At 40.3% G+C, this 15,638-nt stretch carries 18 protein-coding genes; 6 read left to right on the top strand and 12 right to left on the bottom strand.

What is annotated here, in order from left to right; all coding sequences use genetic code 11:
- Nucleotides 1-10: 10 nt before the first annotated feature.
- Genes B9A18_RS06360 through B9A18_RS06380 form a run of 5 tightly spaced genes read right to left on the bottom strand, consistent with a single transcriptional unit; the run spans nt 11 to nt 4,718 of the window.
- A complete protein-coding gene (locus tag B9A18_RS06360; protein WP_084288312.1) occupies nt 11-988 on the bottom strand; it encodes an AAA family ATPase in 978 nt (325 codons plus the stop codon).
- Between the two features lie 3 nt (nt 989-991).
- Nucleotides 992-2,167 (bottom strand): DUF4350 domain-containing protein, encoded by a 1,176-nt coding sequence (locus B9A18_RS06365; RefSeq protein WP_084288313.1) that lies wholly within the window; start codon nt 2,165-2,167, stop codon nt 992-994.
- The gene (locus tag B9A18_RS06370) at nt 2,164-2,889 is read right to left on the bottom strand and encodes a DUF4129 domain-containing protein (protein WP_084288315.1); all 726 of its coding nucleotides are present in this window, start codon (nt 2,887-2,889) and stop codon (nt 2,164-2,166) included. Before B9A18_RS06370 ends, B9A18_RS06365 begins: the two co-directional genes overlap by 4 nt.
- A gap of 1 nt (nt 2,890) precedes the next feature.
- The gene (locus B9A18_RS06375) at nt 2,891-3,766 is read right to left on the bottom strand and encodes a hypothetical protein (protein ID WP_084288317.1); all 876 of its coding nucleotides are present in this window, start codon (nt 3,764-3,766) and stop codon (nt 2,891-2,893) included.
- On the bottom strand, nt 3,744-4,718 hold the full coding sequence (locus B9A18_RS06380) for a stage II sporulation protein M (protein WP_084288319.1): 975 nt from the start codon (nt 4,716-4,718) through the stop codon (nt 3,744-3,746). Before B9A18_RS06380 ends, B9A18_RS06375 begins: the two co-directional genes overlap by 23 nt.
- A 92-nt stretch (nt 4,719-4,810) precedes the next feature.
- Between B9A18_RS06380 and B9A18_RS06385 the strand changes: the two genes are divergently transcribed.
- Nucleotides 4,811-5,554 carry an RDD family protein gene (locus B9A18_RS06385; protein ID WP_084288321.1) on the top strand — a complete coding sequence of 248 codons (744 nt, stop codon included), beginning with the start codon at nt 4,811-4,813 and terminating at the stop codon, nt 5,552-5,554.
- On the opposite strand, the gene B9A18_RS06390 is transcribed toward B9A18_RS06385, so the two are convergent.
- From B9A18_RS06390 to B9A18_RS06410, 5 genes are all read right to left on the bottom strand, one after another.
- The gene (locus B9A18_RS06390; protein ID WP_235005251.1) at nt 5,555-6,202 is read right to left on the bottom strand and encodes an SGNH/GDSL hydrolase family protein; all 648 of its coding nucleotides are present in this window, start codon (nt 6,200-6,202) and stop codon (nt 5,555-5,557) included. It lies immediately after the preceding gene.
- A 117-nt stretch (nt 6,203-6,319) separates the two neighbouring features.
- Nucleotides 6,320-6,646, bottom strand: a complete 327-nt coding sequence (locus B9A18_RS06395; protein ID WP_317048220.1) for a DUF2752 domain-containing protein — start codon at nt 6,644-6,646, stop codon at nt 6,320-6,322.
- Entirely contained in the window at nt 6,647-7,123 is a 477-nt protein-coding gene (locus tag B9A18_RS06400; protein ID WP_084288325.1) for a DUF5684 domain-containing protein, read from the bottom strand.
- An 85-nt stretch (nt 7,124-7,208) separates the two neighbouring features.
- Complete coding sequence (gene lipB, locus B9A18_RS06405; protein ID WP_084288327.1) at nt 7,209-7,904, bottom strand: lipoyl(octanoyl) transferase LipB; 696 nt, start codon at nt 7,902-7,904, stop codon at nt 7,209-7,211.
- 11 nt (nt 7,905-7,915) lie between these two features.
- Nucleotides 7,916-8,557 carry a 4'-phosphopantetheinyl transferase family protein gene (locus B9A18_RS06410; protein ID WP_084288328.1) on the bottom strand — a complete coding sequence of 214 codons (642 nt, stop codon included), beginning with the start codon at nt 8,555-8,557 and terminating at the stop codon, nt 7,916-7,918.
- Nucleotides 8,558-8,627: 70 nt separating this feature from the next.
- Here B9A18_RS06410 and dcd point away from each other — a divergent pair, with 70 nt between their 5' ends.
- The 4 genes from dcd (at nt 8,628) to B9A18_RS06430 (ending at nt 13,597) form a co-directional block, all read left to right on the top strand.
- Entirely contained in the window at nt 8,628-9,164 is a 537-nt protein-coding gene (dcd, locus tag B9A18_RS06415) for a dCTP deaminase (RefSeq protein ID WP_084288330.1), read from the top strand.
- A gap of 79 nt (nt 9,165-9,243) precedes the next feature.
- A complete protein-coding gene (locus B9A18_RS06420) occupies nt 9,244-11,946 on the top strand; it encodes a carboxypeptidase-like regulatory domain-containing protein (protein ID WP_084288332.1) in 2,703 nt (900 codons plus the stop codon).
- A gap of 10 nt (nt 11,947-11,956) precedes the next feature.
- Entirely contained in the window at nt 11,957-12,718 is a 762-nt protein-coding gene (locus B9A18_RS06425) for an enoyl-CoA hydratase/isomerase family protein (protein WP_084288334.1), read from the top strand.
- Nucleotides 12,719-12,721: 3 nt separating this feature from the next.
- The gene (locus tag B9A18_RS06430) at nt 12,722-13,597 is read left to right on the top strand and encodes an SDR family oxidoreductase (RefSeq protein WP_084288336.1); all 876 of its coding nucleotides are present in this window, start codon (nt 12,722-12,724) and stop codon (nt 13,595-13,597) included.
- 3 nt (nt 13,598-13,600) lie between these two features.
- Here the strand turns inward: B9A18_RS06430 and B9A18_RS06435 are convergent, their stop codons facing one another.
- Nucleotides 13,601-14,647, bottom strand: a complete 1,047-nt coding sequence (locus tag B9A18_RS06435) for a 3-oxoacyl-ACP synthase III family protein (protein ID WP_084288338.1) — start codon at nt 14,645-14,647, stop codon at nt 13,601-13,603.
- Nucleotides 14,648-14,727: 80 nt separating this feature from the next.
- On the opposite strand from B9A18_RS06435, the gene B9A18_RS06440 reads away from it, so the two are divergent.
- Complete coding sequence (locus B9A18_RS06440; protein ID WP_084288339.1) at nt 14,728-15,009, top strand: ATP-dependent Clp protease adaptor ClpS; 282 nt, start codon at nt 14,728-14,730, stop codon at nt 15,007-15,009.
- Nucleotides 15,010-15,024: 15 nt separating this feature from the next.
- Here the strand turns inward: B9A18_RS06440 and B9A18_RS06445 are convergent, their stop codons facing one another.
- Nucleotides 15,025-15,630, bottom strand: coding sequence for a thioredoxin family protein (locus B9A18_RS06445; protein WP_084288341.1), 606 nt, complete (start codon nt 15,628-15,630; stop codon nt 15,025-15,027).
- Nucleotides 15,631-15,638: the final 8 nt, after the last annotated feature.

A 15,638-nucleotide genomic window follows, 5' to 3' on the forward strand; every position in this document is an offset into this window, starting at 1 on the left:
TCCCTGGTTTTTATCTGGGTACTTCTATTTTCTGAATAATCTGTGCTACGATATCATGGGTGGTCAGGCCTTCCATCTCCTTATCCGGACTAAGCATAATCCTGTGCGACAATACTGGGGCAGCTACTTTTATAATGTCTTCAGGAGTCACAAAATCACGGCCCTGCATAGCAGCAAATGCCTTTGCGCCATTTATCATAGCCAAAGAAGCACGAGGTGAAGCTCCTAAATAAAGAGATTTATTGTGTCTTGTTTCATGAGTGATCTTTGCTACGTACTCAATCAACTTAGGTTCCACATGCAATGCTTTTATAATGGCGCGACAGGCTTTAATCTGCTCAATACTTAATACAGCCTGAACTGCTTTCAACTCATCATCCAGTTTACGTTGATGTTGATTTAACAAGATTGCGGTTTCCTCTTCCAAAGTTGGATACTTCACTTCAATCTTAAATAGAAAGCGGTCTAACTGCGCTTCAGGCAGCCTGTAGGTCCCCTCCTGCTCAATTGGATTCTGAGTAGCTAATACCATAAATGGTTCATCCATCAGGTAAGTATGGCCATCCACTGTAATTTGCCTTTCCTCCATCACCTCAAACAATGCCGACTGTGTTTTTGCAGGTGCCCGGTTGATTTCATCTACCAGTACAATGTGACCAAATATCGGTCCTTTACGGTATTCAAAAACCGAAGACCTTGGATCAAAAACGGAGGTACCTATTACGTCCGAAGGCATTAAGTCGGGCGTGAACTGAATACGGGAGAAAGTGGCATCGATACTTTTAGCGACTAACTTCGCACTTAACGTTTTGGCTACGCCCGGCACCCCCTCTAAAAGAACGTGACCATCGGCAAGCAGTCCGGCAATTAAAAAATCAATGGTATCTTTCTGCCCTACGATAATACTACCCAACGATAGTCTGATCTGTTCTACTGCAGTATTTAATTGCGTAAGGTCGGTTCTTGTGTTAAACATTTCCACTTCCATAATTTATTGGGCTTGCTTATAAAATTTCTCTATTAATTTATTCAGGTTAATCAGGTCCTGGTCATTAACCGCGGCTGCATTATTCACCTTGTTTATCATTTCTATCAATGGCTGCACAACAGCTTCATTTACGCCCGATTTAAGGGCCAGGTCTGCCCTAAACTCAGCATCAAGCTTAGTCGTTTTCAGACGATAGTTAATCCGTACATGCTCCAAAAAATAATTGATCTTCTTCTGCACAATATCCCTGTTATCTCGCTGCTGATAATAAACCTTACCTACAGTTTTAACAAAGTCTACGGACGTATTTTTTAAAGGCGCTATGATTGGAATGATGCGTTGCCGGCGCTTCATTTCGAAGAGGATAAATATCAGCAAACCAGTTAATGCCAGGTAATAGGCCCAACGCAAAGAATCATGTCTCAACAGCACCCGAAGCACAGATTCATCATCTACATTTCCCTTGGTATTGTTCTCATCCCAGATCACCCTTTCGGCAGCAGGCAAATGAGAAAGCACTTTAGCAATATAGGCTGCCCCTGCAGGATTTAGCAGATTGTAATTACTTAGCAATTTCGGACTTGGCAAAATATACAGCGCTCCCTTGCCAAAAGCGTATTTAACAAAGCTAACTTCTCCAGCAGCATTTCTTCCCAACGCAGTAGCCCGAAGGGTATCCACCTTACTAAAATACTGATCTCCGAGCCCCTTATTAAAAACATAATTCCGCTTCTCCTTTAAATCCGGATTCACAAAATTAACAGGAGTTTCCTTCATATTCTGAAAGACAGAGTTCATCTGCAGATTAAGGGTATCAGTTAAAGTATTACTTAGTTGATAAGCCGCAATAAATACATTATTCCCCCTTTCCATGAATTTAACAAGTTCCCCATAATCGTATCCATCCATTTTTACTTCACCGGCAATGAGCAAATAGTTGGTATGCTCAAAATTCTGGTCCTTTAAAGCATTATAGACAGGCAACCTTGATGGAGTAATCAATGCTTTAGGAAAAATGCTTCCTAATTCATTGTACAAAATGTAGGTTCCGAAAGGGATTTTATCCTCCTTTAGATAAGAGGGATTCCAGTCTGTTGGTTTTGGTTTATAGTATTGTGCAATTAAATACAACAGCATCACCACTGCACTACCTATTAAGTATAGCCTCAATCCTCTCATAGCGACTTTACGTTAAACCGTTCGAAACTACCTTTAACTGTACTAAAGCTATCTTTATCAATAAAAAATTCGCCATACCAGATGTATTCAAACTGTAGGGTGAGGGCACTGAACTCCCGCTTTCTATCGGGATCAGCGATTTCACTAATATAAGTATGATTGGTTTTTTCAGGCTGCCAGTTAATCAATTCTTTATCATTCAATAATTTTAGCGAGAGCAGGTACAGCAAGCGTACTGCCAGTCTGTAATTACCCTTTGCAACTGCCTTTTCTATCTCCTCATTAAAATTGATCTCATGAATATTCTCCAGCGATTCATTATAAGGAACATCAATAGCCTTAGATTTTCCGGCAAAGATTTTTATATCGAGTCCAATCAACTTAATGACGGCAAAAATAACCAGACCAACTACTGTAAAAATGACGGCATATTTTAAAAAGGACCCTGAATACTTGCCACTAAAGACACTACTAAACAAATTCCAGAACCATCTCCAGAATCGGTCCCACCAACTCATCTCAACCGGAGCAGCATCGTCATATCTAAAGTCCTGCTGACTGCTATACTCTTTTATTTTTTGCAGATCAAAATTCCTGACTGAAACTCTGGTCGTATCGTTTTTTAAGGGTATATTTTTCACAGGCTTACGTTCAGGAAAAGTCCCTGAAAAGCCATTGGCAGTTATAAAAATCAATAAAAATACAATGAGCGCTCTATACATGCTAATATTCTTCTAGACCGGGAGTATGGGCTTTCCCTTCTCCAAATTGATTAATTCGATCCGTCAAACCCGGGCTTTCCTGTACTTCAGTGAGGTTAAAGTAGCAAAGGGCAACTCCTATCACAGGAATCATAAGAAATACCTGGCTTAAATACTGAATAATGGTACCGATGATAATCATAATCTGACTCCAATTTTCCAGTCCCGGTAAAAACGTACCTGCCATTGTCAAAATCATAGCTGGAACACTGGCAAAACTCAAACAGGCATACGCAATTACCCAAATGACAAAGATGGCTCCTGCAGTTGTCCACCACTGGTTTTTCAGCAATTTAAACGAGCGGCTGAAAGCATAGCCAAAGTCCGTATTTTCCAATACCATGATCGGGAAAAACAAGGACATGGCCGGGAACAAATAAATACCGGGTATTAAGCAAAACACAAAGCCCAACGATATAAAAAGCAAACTAAAGATGCAGCTAAGGAACACCCTGAAATAGTAATATTTAAAATAAGCCCAAACTTCCTCAGGAGTTGGTGCCACTTTTCCCTTCTCTATGTATAAGGCAATGAAGCTAAGCGTACTAACCATCATTGCAGCATAACTACATATAGAAAAAACAACAACCAGGAAATAGTTAAAGGTAAAAACCTGGTTCAATTTACCAAAGCTTGAAGCACCACCGGGGCTATTAACCGACGTTTTCACTCCTAACTGATACATAATACCAGCGATCATTCCGGCCAGGATAAAAAAGCCGCACAAGTAAACAAATACCTTTAATAGGGGCCTGAAATTTTGCCTGATAAATAAAAATGTATCATTAATAATCTCACCAAATTCCCTTAGTTTTTTAAATTCCAGTTTTTCTATCATGCTGACTGTTTTGAATGCGTTTAATTAATTGTAAAGGATAGATGATCACGTACCAGATCATAAACATCAGTGAGCCTCCTAAAATACTTATGCTTAGCCACAAAGGCATACTGGTATAACGTGTAATAAAACCTTCAAAAAAAGCTGCTACAAAAAAGATGGGCACAATGCCCAGAGCAATTTTGGTTCCATCCTTTGCACTGTTTTTAAAGGCCTGCAAACGGGTATAAGTTTTAGGAAAAAGTAAACCATGCCCCATAACCAGTCCTGCTGCACCAGCTATGATAATTGCCGAAATCTCTAAAGTACCGTGAATCCATATCACCAGCACAGATTCAACACCTAAGCCTTTGCTAAAAAAATAATACTCAAATGAACCCAGCATAACCCCGTTTCTAAGCAACATGAAAACAGGGCCAATACCTAAAAATATGCCACTTAAAAAACACAAAAAAGAAACATAGATATTGTTGATGGCAATCCTTACGAACATACCAATAGGTCCTTCCTTTTTATAAACCCCAAAAGGATCGCCCTTCGCGATATTTTCGTTGGTCATATTCACATAGCTATCACCCAAAATAAGCCTTACAAAGGCATCATCATATTTGGCAGACAGTACACCTATTGCGCAGGATATAGTAAAGAATAGGAATGCATATAAGAGCTGCCTACGATAAGTATAAAACAACACCGGCAATTCAAATTTCCAGAAGGTGACAAAACGATTGGTGTCTTCTTTTTTATTCTTATAAATAGATTGATGTAGCACGGAAGCCAGCCCATTCAGGTAAGCCGTCGTCTTAGATTTGGGATAAAATGTCTTGGCGTAAGCCAAATCATTGGTAATATCTATAAAACGCTCGGCAATTTCATCAGGATTGCTTGTCTGCAACTGTTCATAGGATTTCCATTTCCCTGAATTCTGTTTAACAAACAACGCTTCTCTCATAAATTCAGTAAGAATATAATTTTCTGTTAAAATAGAAACAAAAAAACATTTTACAATAATTAATTCAACATCAACATTATATTTGAATAACTATGGAGACAATAAAAGTAAATACGAGTCAGCATGTAGATATTGATTATCCTGTTGCAGGTTTGGGTGAACGCCTGGCGGCAAGACTGATAGACTTAGGTATGTTCTTGGTCTTATATTCAATCTTAGCACTATTGTTTATATCTACCGGCCTTTCGGCTAACCTAAAAAGTACTCCATACCTTCTTTATGCAATGATTGGCATTTTCGCTGCAAGCTATATTTTCTACAACCTCATTTGCGAAATTTTCATGAATGGTCAGTGTATAGGAAAGCGTTTAATGAAAATAAAAGTGATTAGTTTGGATGGCAGCAAGCCTAGTATAGGTCAATATTTTATCAGATGGCTATTCCGTCTGGTCGACTTTCCCCTTACTGCTCAGCTTGGTGGATTGATTTGTGTTGCTATATCAGAAAAGAAACAGCGAATCGGCGACATCGTAGCAGGAACGACAGTAATCAAAACCGTCCCCTATACGAACTATGACCATATTGCGTTTCATCCGGTGGAAGAAGATTACGTTCCTGTTTTCGACAAGGTAAATATCCTTACTGATGGAGATGTTGAACTAATTCACGAAGTGATTAGTACTTATTACAAAACATACAACACCGAACTGATCTACACCATGTCGGCAAAAGTAGCAGCGCACCTTTCAGTAAGTATCCCAACAGGCATGAATGAAATGGAGTTCTTAAAAACAGTAATTAAAGATTATAATCACCAAACCGCGATTGCTATATAGCTATTTCAATGCTTTAACAACCGCAGGGGTCAAACTATCTACCCATTCAGCATGCATTTTTGGCGAATAATGTAAGCCATCGGTTGCAATCAGATCAGGCGCTGTTGATGCCTTTCTAGATGCGGGGGTAATATCTGTATAGCTAATGCCTTCCGCTAGTGTTTCTTCCTTATTAATGGCATTAAAAGCATCTATTTCATCGGCCACAGCTTTCAGGTCACGGCCACTACTCAGTCCGTAGGGAGTAACACCCCAATCTGGAATTGACACCACAAACACATGTGCTTTATTGCCATCGGCAAAATCAATAGCCGTTTGCAATAATGCCTTAAATTCCTTGCGGTATGTATCTAAAGACTCCCCGCGGTATTGATTATTGACACCAATCAGTAAGGTAACCAAGCCAAATTTTTGCTTCAGAGATTCTGCTTTAATCGCAGCCTGTAGCTCGCTGGTTGTCCAACCGGTTACAGCAATGATATGAGGCTTAGCAACATCAAGGCCATTATTATTTAGCTTAGCACTCAACTGATATGGGAAATTACTTTCCAGAGGTACCGACTCCCCAATGGTGTAGGAGTCGCCCAATGCCAGATAGCTTATTTTATGTTCAGTATTGATCGCTGCAGATGTTTCAAGGTTACTCATAAGGATTACTGTTTTTTTGAAGCCCAATAATACCATTATTGAAAGAATTATCGCAAAGAATTTCATAAATCCACTTACTCGAAAAAAGAAGGCTAGGTTTTTATCGCAGGTTCTGCTTTAGCAGATTTTAAACAGATAACTGACCAGAATAATTGTCCCTGTAATTAAATACAAGGTTTTAATCAGTACAGGGTGGTCTTTTTTTGTAAAGAAATGAGCAGGAACGGCGATGATAAAAGTAAGCAATAAGGGAACTGTGGCGGGATACAAATGGAAACTATCATGCCAATTGCCTTTCAGCAATGCCAGGACTGAGCGTTGAAAGCCACAACCTGGGCAATCAAAACCTGTGATTGCTTTAAACGGACAGGTCAGAAAAAAACGATCCGCCTGATCTAATAAAAAAGACCAGACGGATAGTATATATGTGTTTAGCAACAACAATTAAACGTTTGGTGTTGTTGGAGGTTGATTAAAGGGATCATTCGGTTTATTGAATGGATTGTTTGAACCGAAAGGGTTATTAAAGCCATTTTGAGCTTCCGCAGCTGATGGACCTAAATATTTAGCATCACCAAAACCTAGAATAGGATAAAACACAAATGGTAAAATCACCAATCCTACGGTAAAGCCTTCAGATTTACCAAAGCTTTTGCTCACTAAGTTCATCAACCAAATGGCAAACACGATGTTAACACAAGGGATAAGCAACCAAAGTATCCAGATTGTTGGTTTACCTACAATTTCAATAAGAACAATTAAGTTGTAAATAGGAATAATTGCTGCCCAGCCTGGTTTCCCCGCTTTAACAAATACTTTCCACATTGAGGCATAGACAAGCACCATAAGTGCAAGCCAAAAAAAGATCATTCCGGCACTAAAACCTGTGCCGACCGATGAGTAGTCAGAGTTGTAATCCATAGTTTGTTTTTTAAGTAGTTAATATGTAAATATAACATATGTAATTAAAAATCAAAACTATATTAGTTTTCTTGTTTTAAGAAAATTAGTGTAATTCCATATTAAACAACGCAGCAATATGCTGTTTCAATTTCCCCTTTACTTCTTCCATATCAAGTTTATAACCCAACTCCCTTTGCATAGAAGTCACATCCTTATCATCAATACCGCAGGGAACAATATTTTTAAAATAATCAAGATCAGTATTAACATTAAAGGCAAAACCATGCATGGTTACCCAGCGACTGCACCTTACCCCCATTGCACAAATCTTGCGGGCCTTGTCATTGTCGGCATCCAGCCATACACCTGTAAATCCATCGTACCTGCCTGAGGCAATGCCATAATCGGCAAGTGTTAAAATAACAGCTTCCTCCAGGGTTCTCAAATACAAATGAATATCTGTAAAGAAATTATCAAGATCTAAAATCGGATAACCTACAATTTGCCCGGGGCCATGGTAAGTAATGTCGCCACCCCTATTAATTTTATAATAAGTAGCTTGCTTATTCAATAATGCCTGTTCATCAAGCAACAGGTTTTCGGGTTTACCGCTTTTACCCAGTGTGTACACATGCGGGTGTTCGCAAAAAACAAGGTAATTAGGAGTTTCAAGCTGAGTATTATTGGTACGGTTCTGCGTTTTTAGCGCAACAGTCTGATCAAAAATAACCTCCTGTTTAGGCCATGCCTCCTGGTAATCCACAAGACCCCAATCTATAAATTCAACTTTCTTATTCATTTTTGAAACAATTAACCTACCACGTAACCCAACATATAACCATCCTGGGTTTTAAAATATTGAACAGTTAGTTCCTGATTACCTTCAGGCAACGACACCAGAGCAGTTAGCTTACCCTCGTTTTTCAATTTAAAGGGCTTGATATAAATATCCCTTTTAAACTCCAGGCCTTTACGACCATGCCATTTAAAAATAGCTTCCTTGGCACACCAGCAAACATATAAACCGTCAATCTTATCGCCAACTTGTGGTTGTGCCAACTCAATATCTGAAAGAAATTTGTGCTTAATGCTTTTTATCTTATGCTTGATCAATTCAATATCAACCCCTACTTTTTTGGTCTTGCCAATAATCACTGAAGCATAATCATAAGAATGGCTTAAGGAAATATGATACCCAAGATTAGGGAGATAGGGCTTGCCGTGTTCATCCATCTGACAATCAATATACTCAGAGGTGTTCAACATCGTCCTAAGGAGGACCCGGGTGCTTAACCAGTGCAGTAGGCGTTTGCCATTATTTAAGGAAGAGATCACATCAAGCTCATGTTGTTTCAGCTGTAAGGCTGAAAGCAGCTGCTCTTCAGTTTCCTCGATTTTCCATACTGCTAGTATGGTATCCTCGTCGATATTTTTATTAAAAACTACAGGCATCTCTATTTTAGAAAACAATGCAAAAGTATCTTAAATTAATCATAATTTCGTCCAAATACTAATTATAATAATGATCCTGTCTGACAAACGAATTTTAGAAGAAATAGATAAAGGCACAATAATAATTGAACCTTTTAAGCCTGAATGCCTTGGAACCAACTCTTACGATGTTCACCTGGGTAAATACCTTGCTACGTATAAAGACAGAGTACTTGATGCAAAAACACACAATAAGATTGAACATTTCGAGATCCCTAAAGATGGTTATGTACTACAACCTGGCACATTATACCTGGGTGTAACGCTCGAGTATACGGAAACTCATGCTCATGTGCCTTTTTTGGAAGGTAAATCAAGCACCGGTCGTTTGGGTATCGACATCCACGCTACCGCCGGAAAAGGCGATGTCGGCTTCTGCAACACCTGGACCCTCGAAATCTCCTGCGCACAGCCCGTCCGTATTTACGCAGGTATGCCTATAGGCCAGTTGATCTATTTTGTTGTTGAAGGTAGTATCGAAACCATGTACAACGCAAAAAACAATGCGAAATACAATAACAAAACAACCAAACCGGTTGAAAGTATGATGTGGAAGAATAAATTCTAACAACATCGTGTAAGTTATTAATTTATAACATTTAGCCTCAATATTTGTATATTGAGGCTTTGTTATTTATGCTCACACTATGAAAATTAAACTTATCGTTCCTGCCTTATTGATGCTTTGCATCTGCTTTTCATTCATCAATAAATTAGCCGACGATCCTTTTACCATTTTAATCAACCGCTTACAGGAATATAACAAAAACCATCCTCAGGAAAAGGTACACCTGCATCTCGACAAGCCTTACTATGCTATTGGCGACGATGTCTGGTTTAAAGGCTATATCATCAACACGCAAACCAATGAGCCAACTGATATTAGTAAAGTACTATATGTTGACCTGATTAATGAAAAAGATGCAGTAAAAACTCATTTAAAATTACCCATGAGCGGGGGAATAACCTGGGGAGATTTCAAACTACCTGATACCTTAACCGAAGGAAATTACCGCATACGCGCTTACACCCAATTGATGCGGAATGCAGGCCCGGAATACTTCTTCGATAAAACCATCAAAATAGGGAACTCATGGGCCAATAAAGTTTTTGCTGCGACCACTTATAATTATAGTAAAGAAAAAACTGTTGATCGTGTAAGTGCTCAAATTAAATTCACTGACAAAAACAATCAGCCATACCCCAATTGTGAGGTAAGTTATGAAGTTCAGATGAACGCCAAAAACATAGACAAAGGCAAAGCAACCACCAATGCCAATGGCGAAGTGAGCATCAACTTTTCCAATCCCCAGCCTGCCCTCTACAAATCAGGAAAAATCATTGCGACAATTACGTTGAACAACAAAGAAAAAATCGTAAAAAGCATTCCTATCACAGCTGCATCGAACAATATTGATGTACAATTTTTCCCTGAGGGAGGTAACCTCATTGAGTCGCTACCTAATAAGGTTGCCATAAAAGCTGTAAATGCCGCAGGCCTTGGTGTAGACGTAACGGGAACAATCGCAGATAGCGACGGTACAGAAGTAAACCGGTTTGAAAGCAGACATCTGGGTATGGGAACATTTATCATCAATCCGCAACCGGGCAAAACCTATGTAGCAAAAGTTCAGTTTAAAGATGGCTCAACACAAACTTTCAACTTACCCAAAACGCAGCTGAGTGGTTATATTTTATCGGTAAACAACAAAGACCCTGAAAAGGTTAGTCTTAAAATAATGATGAGTCCTGATTTAACAGGCCCTACGGAATTGAAACTAGTGGCACAACATAGTGGAACCGTATATTTTGTAACCAAGCCAGCGTCACAAAAACAAATCATTACCGCCTCCATTCCTAAAAAAGAATTGCCTTCCGGCATCATACAATTTACCTTATTTAATGGCGCCAATGTACCGGTTTGTGAAAGACTGGCATTTGTGAACAATATAGAAGACCGCATTAAAACGACCATAGAAAACTTACAGCCAAGCTATGCAAAAAGAGGAAAGGTGGATATCAACCTAAATAGCCAGTTTAACAATAAAGTTTCCCGGGGCAGCTTTTCTGTTGCCGTTACCAATACAGCAGTGGTAAAACCGGATCCTGAAAATGAAACCAACATTCTTAGCACCATGTTACTTAAGTCCGACCTTGCCGGATACGTAGAGCAACCCAACCATTATTTTCTTAAAAATGACGCGCAAACAGCTCAAGATCTGGACGAGCTCTTGTTAACTCAGGGATGGCGCAGATTTTCATGGAAAAATGTCATCAACAATTCAATGCCGGCCGCTCCATTTAAAGCAGAAAAATCTCTGGCTATCAGCGGTACCCTAACCAGTTATGGGGGCAAACCACTTCCAAACAGTAAAGTATCCTTATTTTCTTCTTCGGGTGGCTTTTTTGCTATCGATACTTTAACTGATGCTCAGGGACGTTTTAATTTCGATAACCTGATCTTTACCGACAGCACTAAGTTTCTGGTACAAGGGAGAACCGCTAAAAACAAAAAAAATGTAGAGATTAAACTGGATGCTGTACCCGGGCAGATTGTAACAAAAAACAAAAACACCGGCGATATAGAAATAAACGTTAATGAAGCCTTATCGGGATATTTAAAAAGCAGTAATAATTATTTTGATGAACTAACCAAACGCGGCTTGCTGGAGCGCAGTATCATTCTGAATGAGGTAAATATTGTAAAAAAAAGGGACGCTGTACCGAATTCGGCAAACTTAAATGGCTCTGGTAGGGCCGACTTTGTGGTAACTGCAGAGATGTTGGAAAACTGCGTTACCCTTTCCCAATGTTTACAAGGCAGGATAGCGGGCTTAATGATAGAAAATGGGACAGCCTACCTGATGAGAAGCATGTCTCTCGGCGGAAAGCAGCCCATGCAGATCATATTAGATGGGATGCGCGTGGAACCCGACTTCCTGGATAATATCATGCCTACTGATGTGCAAAGTATTGAGGTTTTAAAATCTATTGGAAATACGGCAATCTATGGCTCACAAGGCGGCGGTGGCGTATTAGTGATCACCACCAAAACAGGGAACGGTGCTTCAGGATCCCGTTTTGTACCTGGTATCATCACCTATAATCCTAAAGGCTACAACCTCATCCGCGAATTCTATTCTCCAAAATACGACGCTACAAGCCCTGGTACCCAACCTGATCTGCGCAGCACCGTATACTGGCAGCCAAACATCGTTACCAACACTGAAGGCAAGGCCGCATTCAGCTTTTTCAATACTGATGAAGCAGGAACCTACAGGGTGGTTGTGGAAGGTATTGACGTAATGGGCCACCTTGCAAGAGCCGTATACACTTATGAAGTAAAATAAACATCGACTAATGAATACTATAAAAGTTACCATAAAAGACAACTTAAGCCTGATTACCTTAGACAGAGGTAAATCTAATGCCCTGAACAGGGAGATGATCACTGAGCTGAATGATATGCTGAACAACATAGCTTCCGACCCAAACATCGCGGGAGTGATCATTACAGGAAAAGAACCTTTCTTTTCGGCCGGATTAGACCTTATAGAACTCTACAATTACAATGAAGCCGAAGCAGAATCCTTTTGGCACCTGTTTTTAAATTTCGTAGCCAATATTACCTCTTTTAGAAAACCTTTGGTAGCGGCAATAAACGGGCATAGTCCTGCCGGGGGCTGCGTAATTGCTTTGGCCTGCGACTACCGCGTAATGGCTGAAGGCAAATATATCATTGGTTTAAATGAAGTGCCTGTAGGTATCATTGTGCCCAACAGCATCTTCAACCTATATGCCTTTTGGATTGGCCAGGCTGCTGCTACCCGCAGCTTGTTAGAAGGAAAACTTTTTAGCCCGGACGAAGCACTACAGGTAGGTCTGGTAGACGAGCTGGTAAATCCGGCAAGCATCCTTACCGCAGCAGAGCGCAAAATTAGAAAGTACATGGCTATGGAACGCAATACCTGGGAACAAAGCAAATTAAGTATCCGAAAAGATCTGATTGCGAGCACCAGCGCCGATCAAAGCGAAGCCCTGGCGGTTATGCTAAAACAATGGTGGGCACCTGCAACCAGGAATATATTAAAGACAATTATTGATAACCTGCAAAAGAAATAAGCCATGTTTAATCAACCGATGTTAAGAGACGACGCCTTAAAAGGTAAAACCATTGTAATTACCGGTGGCGGTACAGGGCTTGGAAAAGCAATGGGCACTTATTTCCTTCAATTAGGTGCCAACCTGGTTATTACCAGCCGAAAACTTGATGTGCTGCAAAAAACAGCATTGGAAATGGAGCAGGCAACCGGAGGTAAAGTACTTGCCGTAGCTTGTGATGTAAGGGAGTACGAACAGGTAGAACATGTGCTTGCAGAAAGTATAAAAGCTTTTGGTAAAGTCGACAGCCTATTGAACAATGCAGCCGGCAATTTCATTTCACCTACCGAACGCTTATCGGCCAATGCCTTTTCCAGCATTATCGACATTGTATTGAAAGGTTCTGTGAATTGTACACTGGCTTTTGGCAAGCATTGGATAAAAGAAAAACAAGCGGCAAGCATTTTAAATATAGTAACCACTTACGCCTTTACCGGATCGGCCTATGTAGTGCCATCGGCATGTGCGAAGGGAGGTGTATTGGCCATGACCCGTTCTTTAGCGGTTGAATGGGGCAAGTATGGGATCCGTACTAATGCTGTTGCACCTGGACCATTCCCTACTAAAGGAGCATGGGAACGATTATTACCGGGCGATCTGGCTGAAAAGTTCGATTTTAAAAACCGTGTACCTCTAAAACGTGTTGGCGAGCATCAGGAACTGGCAAATTTAGCCGCCTTCCTGGTCAGCGATTTTTCAGGCTACATCAATGGCGAGGTCATCACCATTGATGGCGGTGAATGGCTACAGGGTGCAGGTCAGTTTAATGGCCTCGAAGCCATACCTAATGAGATGTGGGATGCTTTTGAGCAAATGACGCGATCAGCTAAAGGAAGTTAATATTTACCACCTGATTAAGGCACTAGCCCAGGTAAAACCAGAACCAAAGGCGGCCAGGCAAACCAGGTCGCCTTCTTTTACTTTGCCCGATTCCCAGGCTTCGCAAAGTGCTATAGGTACCGAAGCAGCAGTAGTATTACCGTATTTCTGAATATTGTTGAACACCTTCTCATCAGGCAGTCCAAGCAATTGTTGTACGTACTGACTAATCCGCAAATTGGCCTGATGTGGCACTAAGAGATCAATATCGGCAGCAGTTAAATTGTTCGCCTTTAAAGCTTCATTGATCACTTCAGGAAACTTCACTACAGCCTTTTTAAATACTGCTGGTCCATCCATATAAGGCAATGCAGCACCACCTTCCAGTTGCTCTGCAGTCATGAATAACCCGCCAAGCTCCTGATCCGGATAACCGGGCTTATCTTTTAACCATTTATTAGCATTTGAACCCGGGTAAAACATAGCCAGTAATTCTGCATCTGCTCCATCGCTATGCAAATGCGTACTCAGAATACCTTGTCCTTCTTTTTGCGTTGGCTGTAGTACCACAGCACCAGCACCATCTCCAAAAATCACAGAAACATTGCGGCTACGCGTTTCAAAATCCATAGCAAAGGAATGCTTCTCGCTCCCAACAACCAATATATTTTTATACATACCGGTTTTGATAAACTGATCGGCAACAGATAAAGCGTATACAAATCCCGAACACTGGTTACGAATGTCCAATGCACCTATTTCTTTCATCTTCATCTCGCGTTGAAGTAATACGCCACATCCTGGGAAATAATAATCCGGACTTAGCGTGGCAAAAATGATAAAATCAACATCCTGAGCTGTAATGCCTGCCCGTTCGATAGCAATTTTTGCAGCTTCGATTCCCATGGTCGTCGTGGTTTCACCCAAACGATCAGCAAACCGACGCTCCTTAATTCCGGTGCGTTCCTGTATCCATTCATCGCTAGTTTCCATGAAACGCGACAAATCAGTATTGGTATAAACATTTTTGGGAACGTAATAACCTATTCCGGCAATCTTTGAACGCTGCATAATACTTGGCTTTATGAATAATTTTAAGCAAAAATAACTTTAACTACAACATTATTTTGAAATTAGCTTAAATTTGCGGGATGTCCACAGAAACAAAAGAGGAAACATTTACACTAGAAGAAATACTTACTTCATTAAAAACTGTTCATCGTTTAATACTTTGGAACGATGATGTGAACACTTTTGATCATGTAATTCATTGCATGATGAAATACCTGGATTATTCCGAAAGTCAGGCCGAGAAAATTGCATGGGAAGTGCACAATAAAGGAAAATGTGCAGTACTTGAGGGCTCTTTTACTGAAATGGAAGTGTATCGCAAGATTTTAAAACAGGAGGGGTTAACCGTTTCTGTAGAATAACCCTTTTAAAATTTCCTATTTTATTTTCCCATTGCCGAACAATACAGCAAGTTCCTGCTGTGTGGTTAGGGTTTTATCTTTAGCATACCATCCGTGAAGTTTTTCTGCAAGTGCCATCGGATCACTTTCTGCACTTTTCCATTCTGCCAATAGCTCTTGTAACAATTGCGGCCTTGGTCCCCATTTAGCGATAACATCTCCATTACTATCCAACACCAATAATACCGGGATTGCTCGACCTCCGTTAGTAAGATGCCGATCAATTAGAGGAAGATTGGTGTCCCGCAGCACAAATTTCAATTCAAGCTTAGTGGGGAAGGCTCTTGCAACCTTATCAAATACAGGCACAATCTGCGCAGCATCACCACACCATCCCTCAGAAATTACCAGCAAACGGTAACTATCACGTACGGCATCTAAAGCACATAACACCTCTTTACGAAGATGAACCGTTTTATCTAGCCGACTCATTCTCTGCACGTTCATCTTGGTATAATGTAACATCGCATCAGAATGATCTACCCCAGTAGTTTTACCTGCTGCCAAAAGCTCATCTATTAAGTTTCTATAAGCTGAATAGCTCAATCCTTCGGTATTAAAAATATTGTTATAATTGACCATATTCCCTG

Source organism: Pedobacter nyackensis (assembly GCF_900176505.1).
Lineage (GTDB): Bacteria > Bacteroidota > Bacteroidia > Sphingobacteriales > Sphingobacteriaceae > Pedobacter > Pedobacter nyackensis.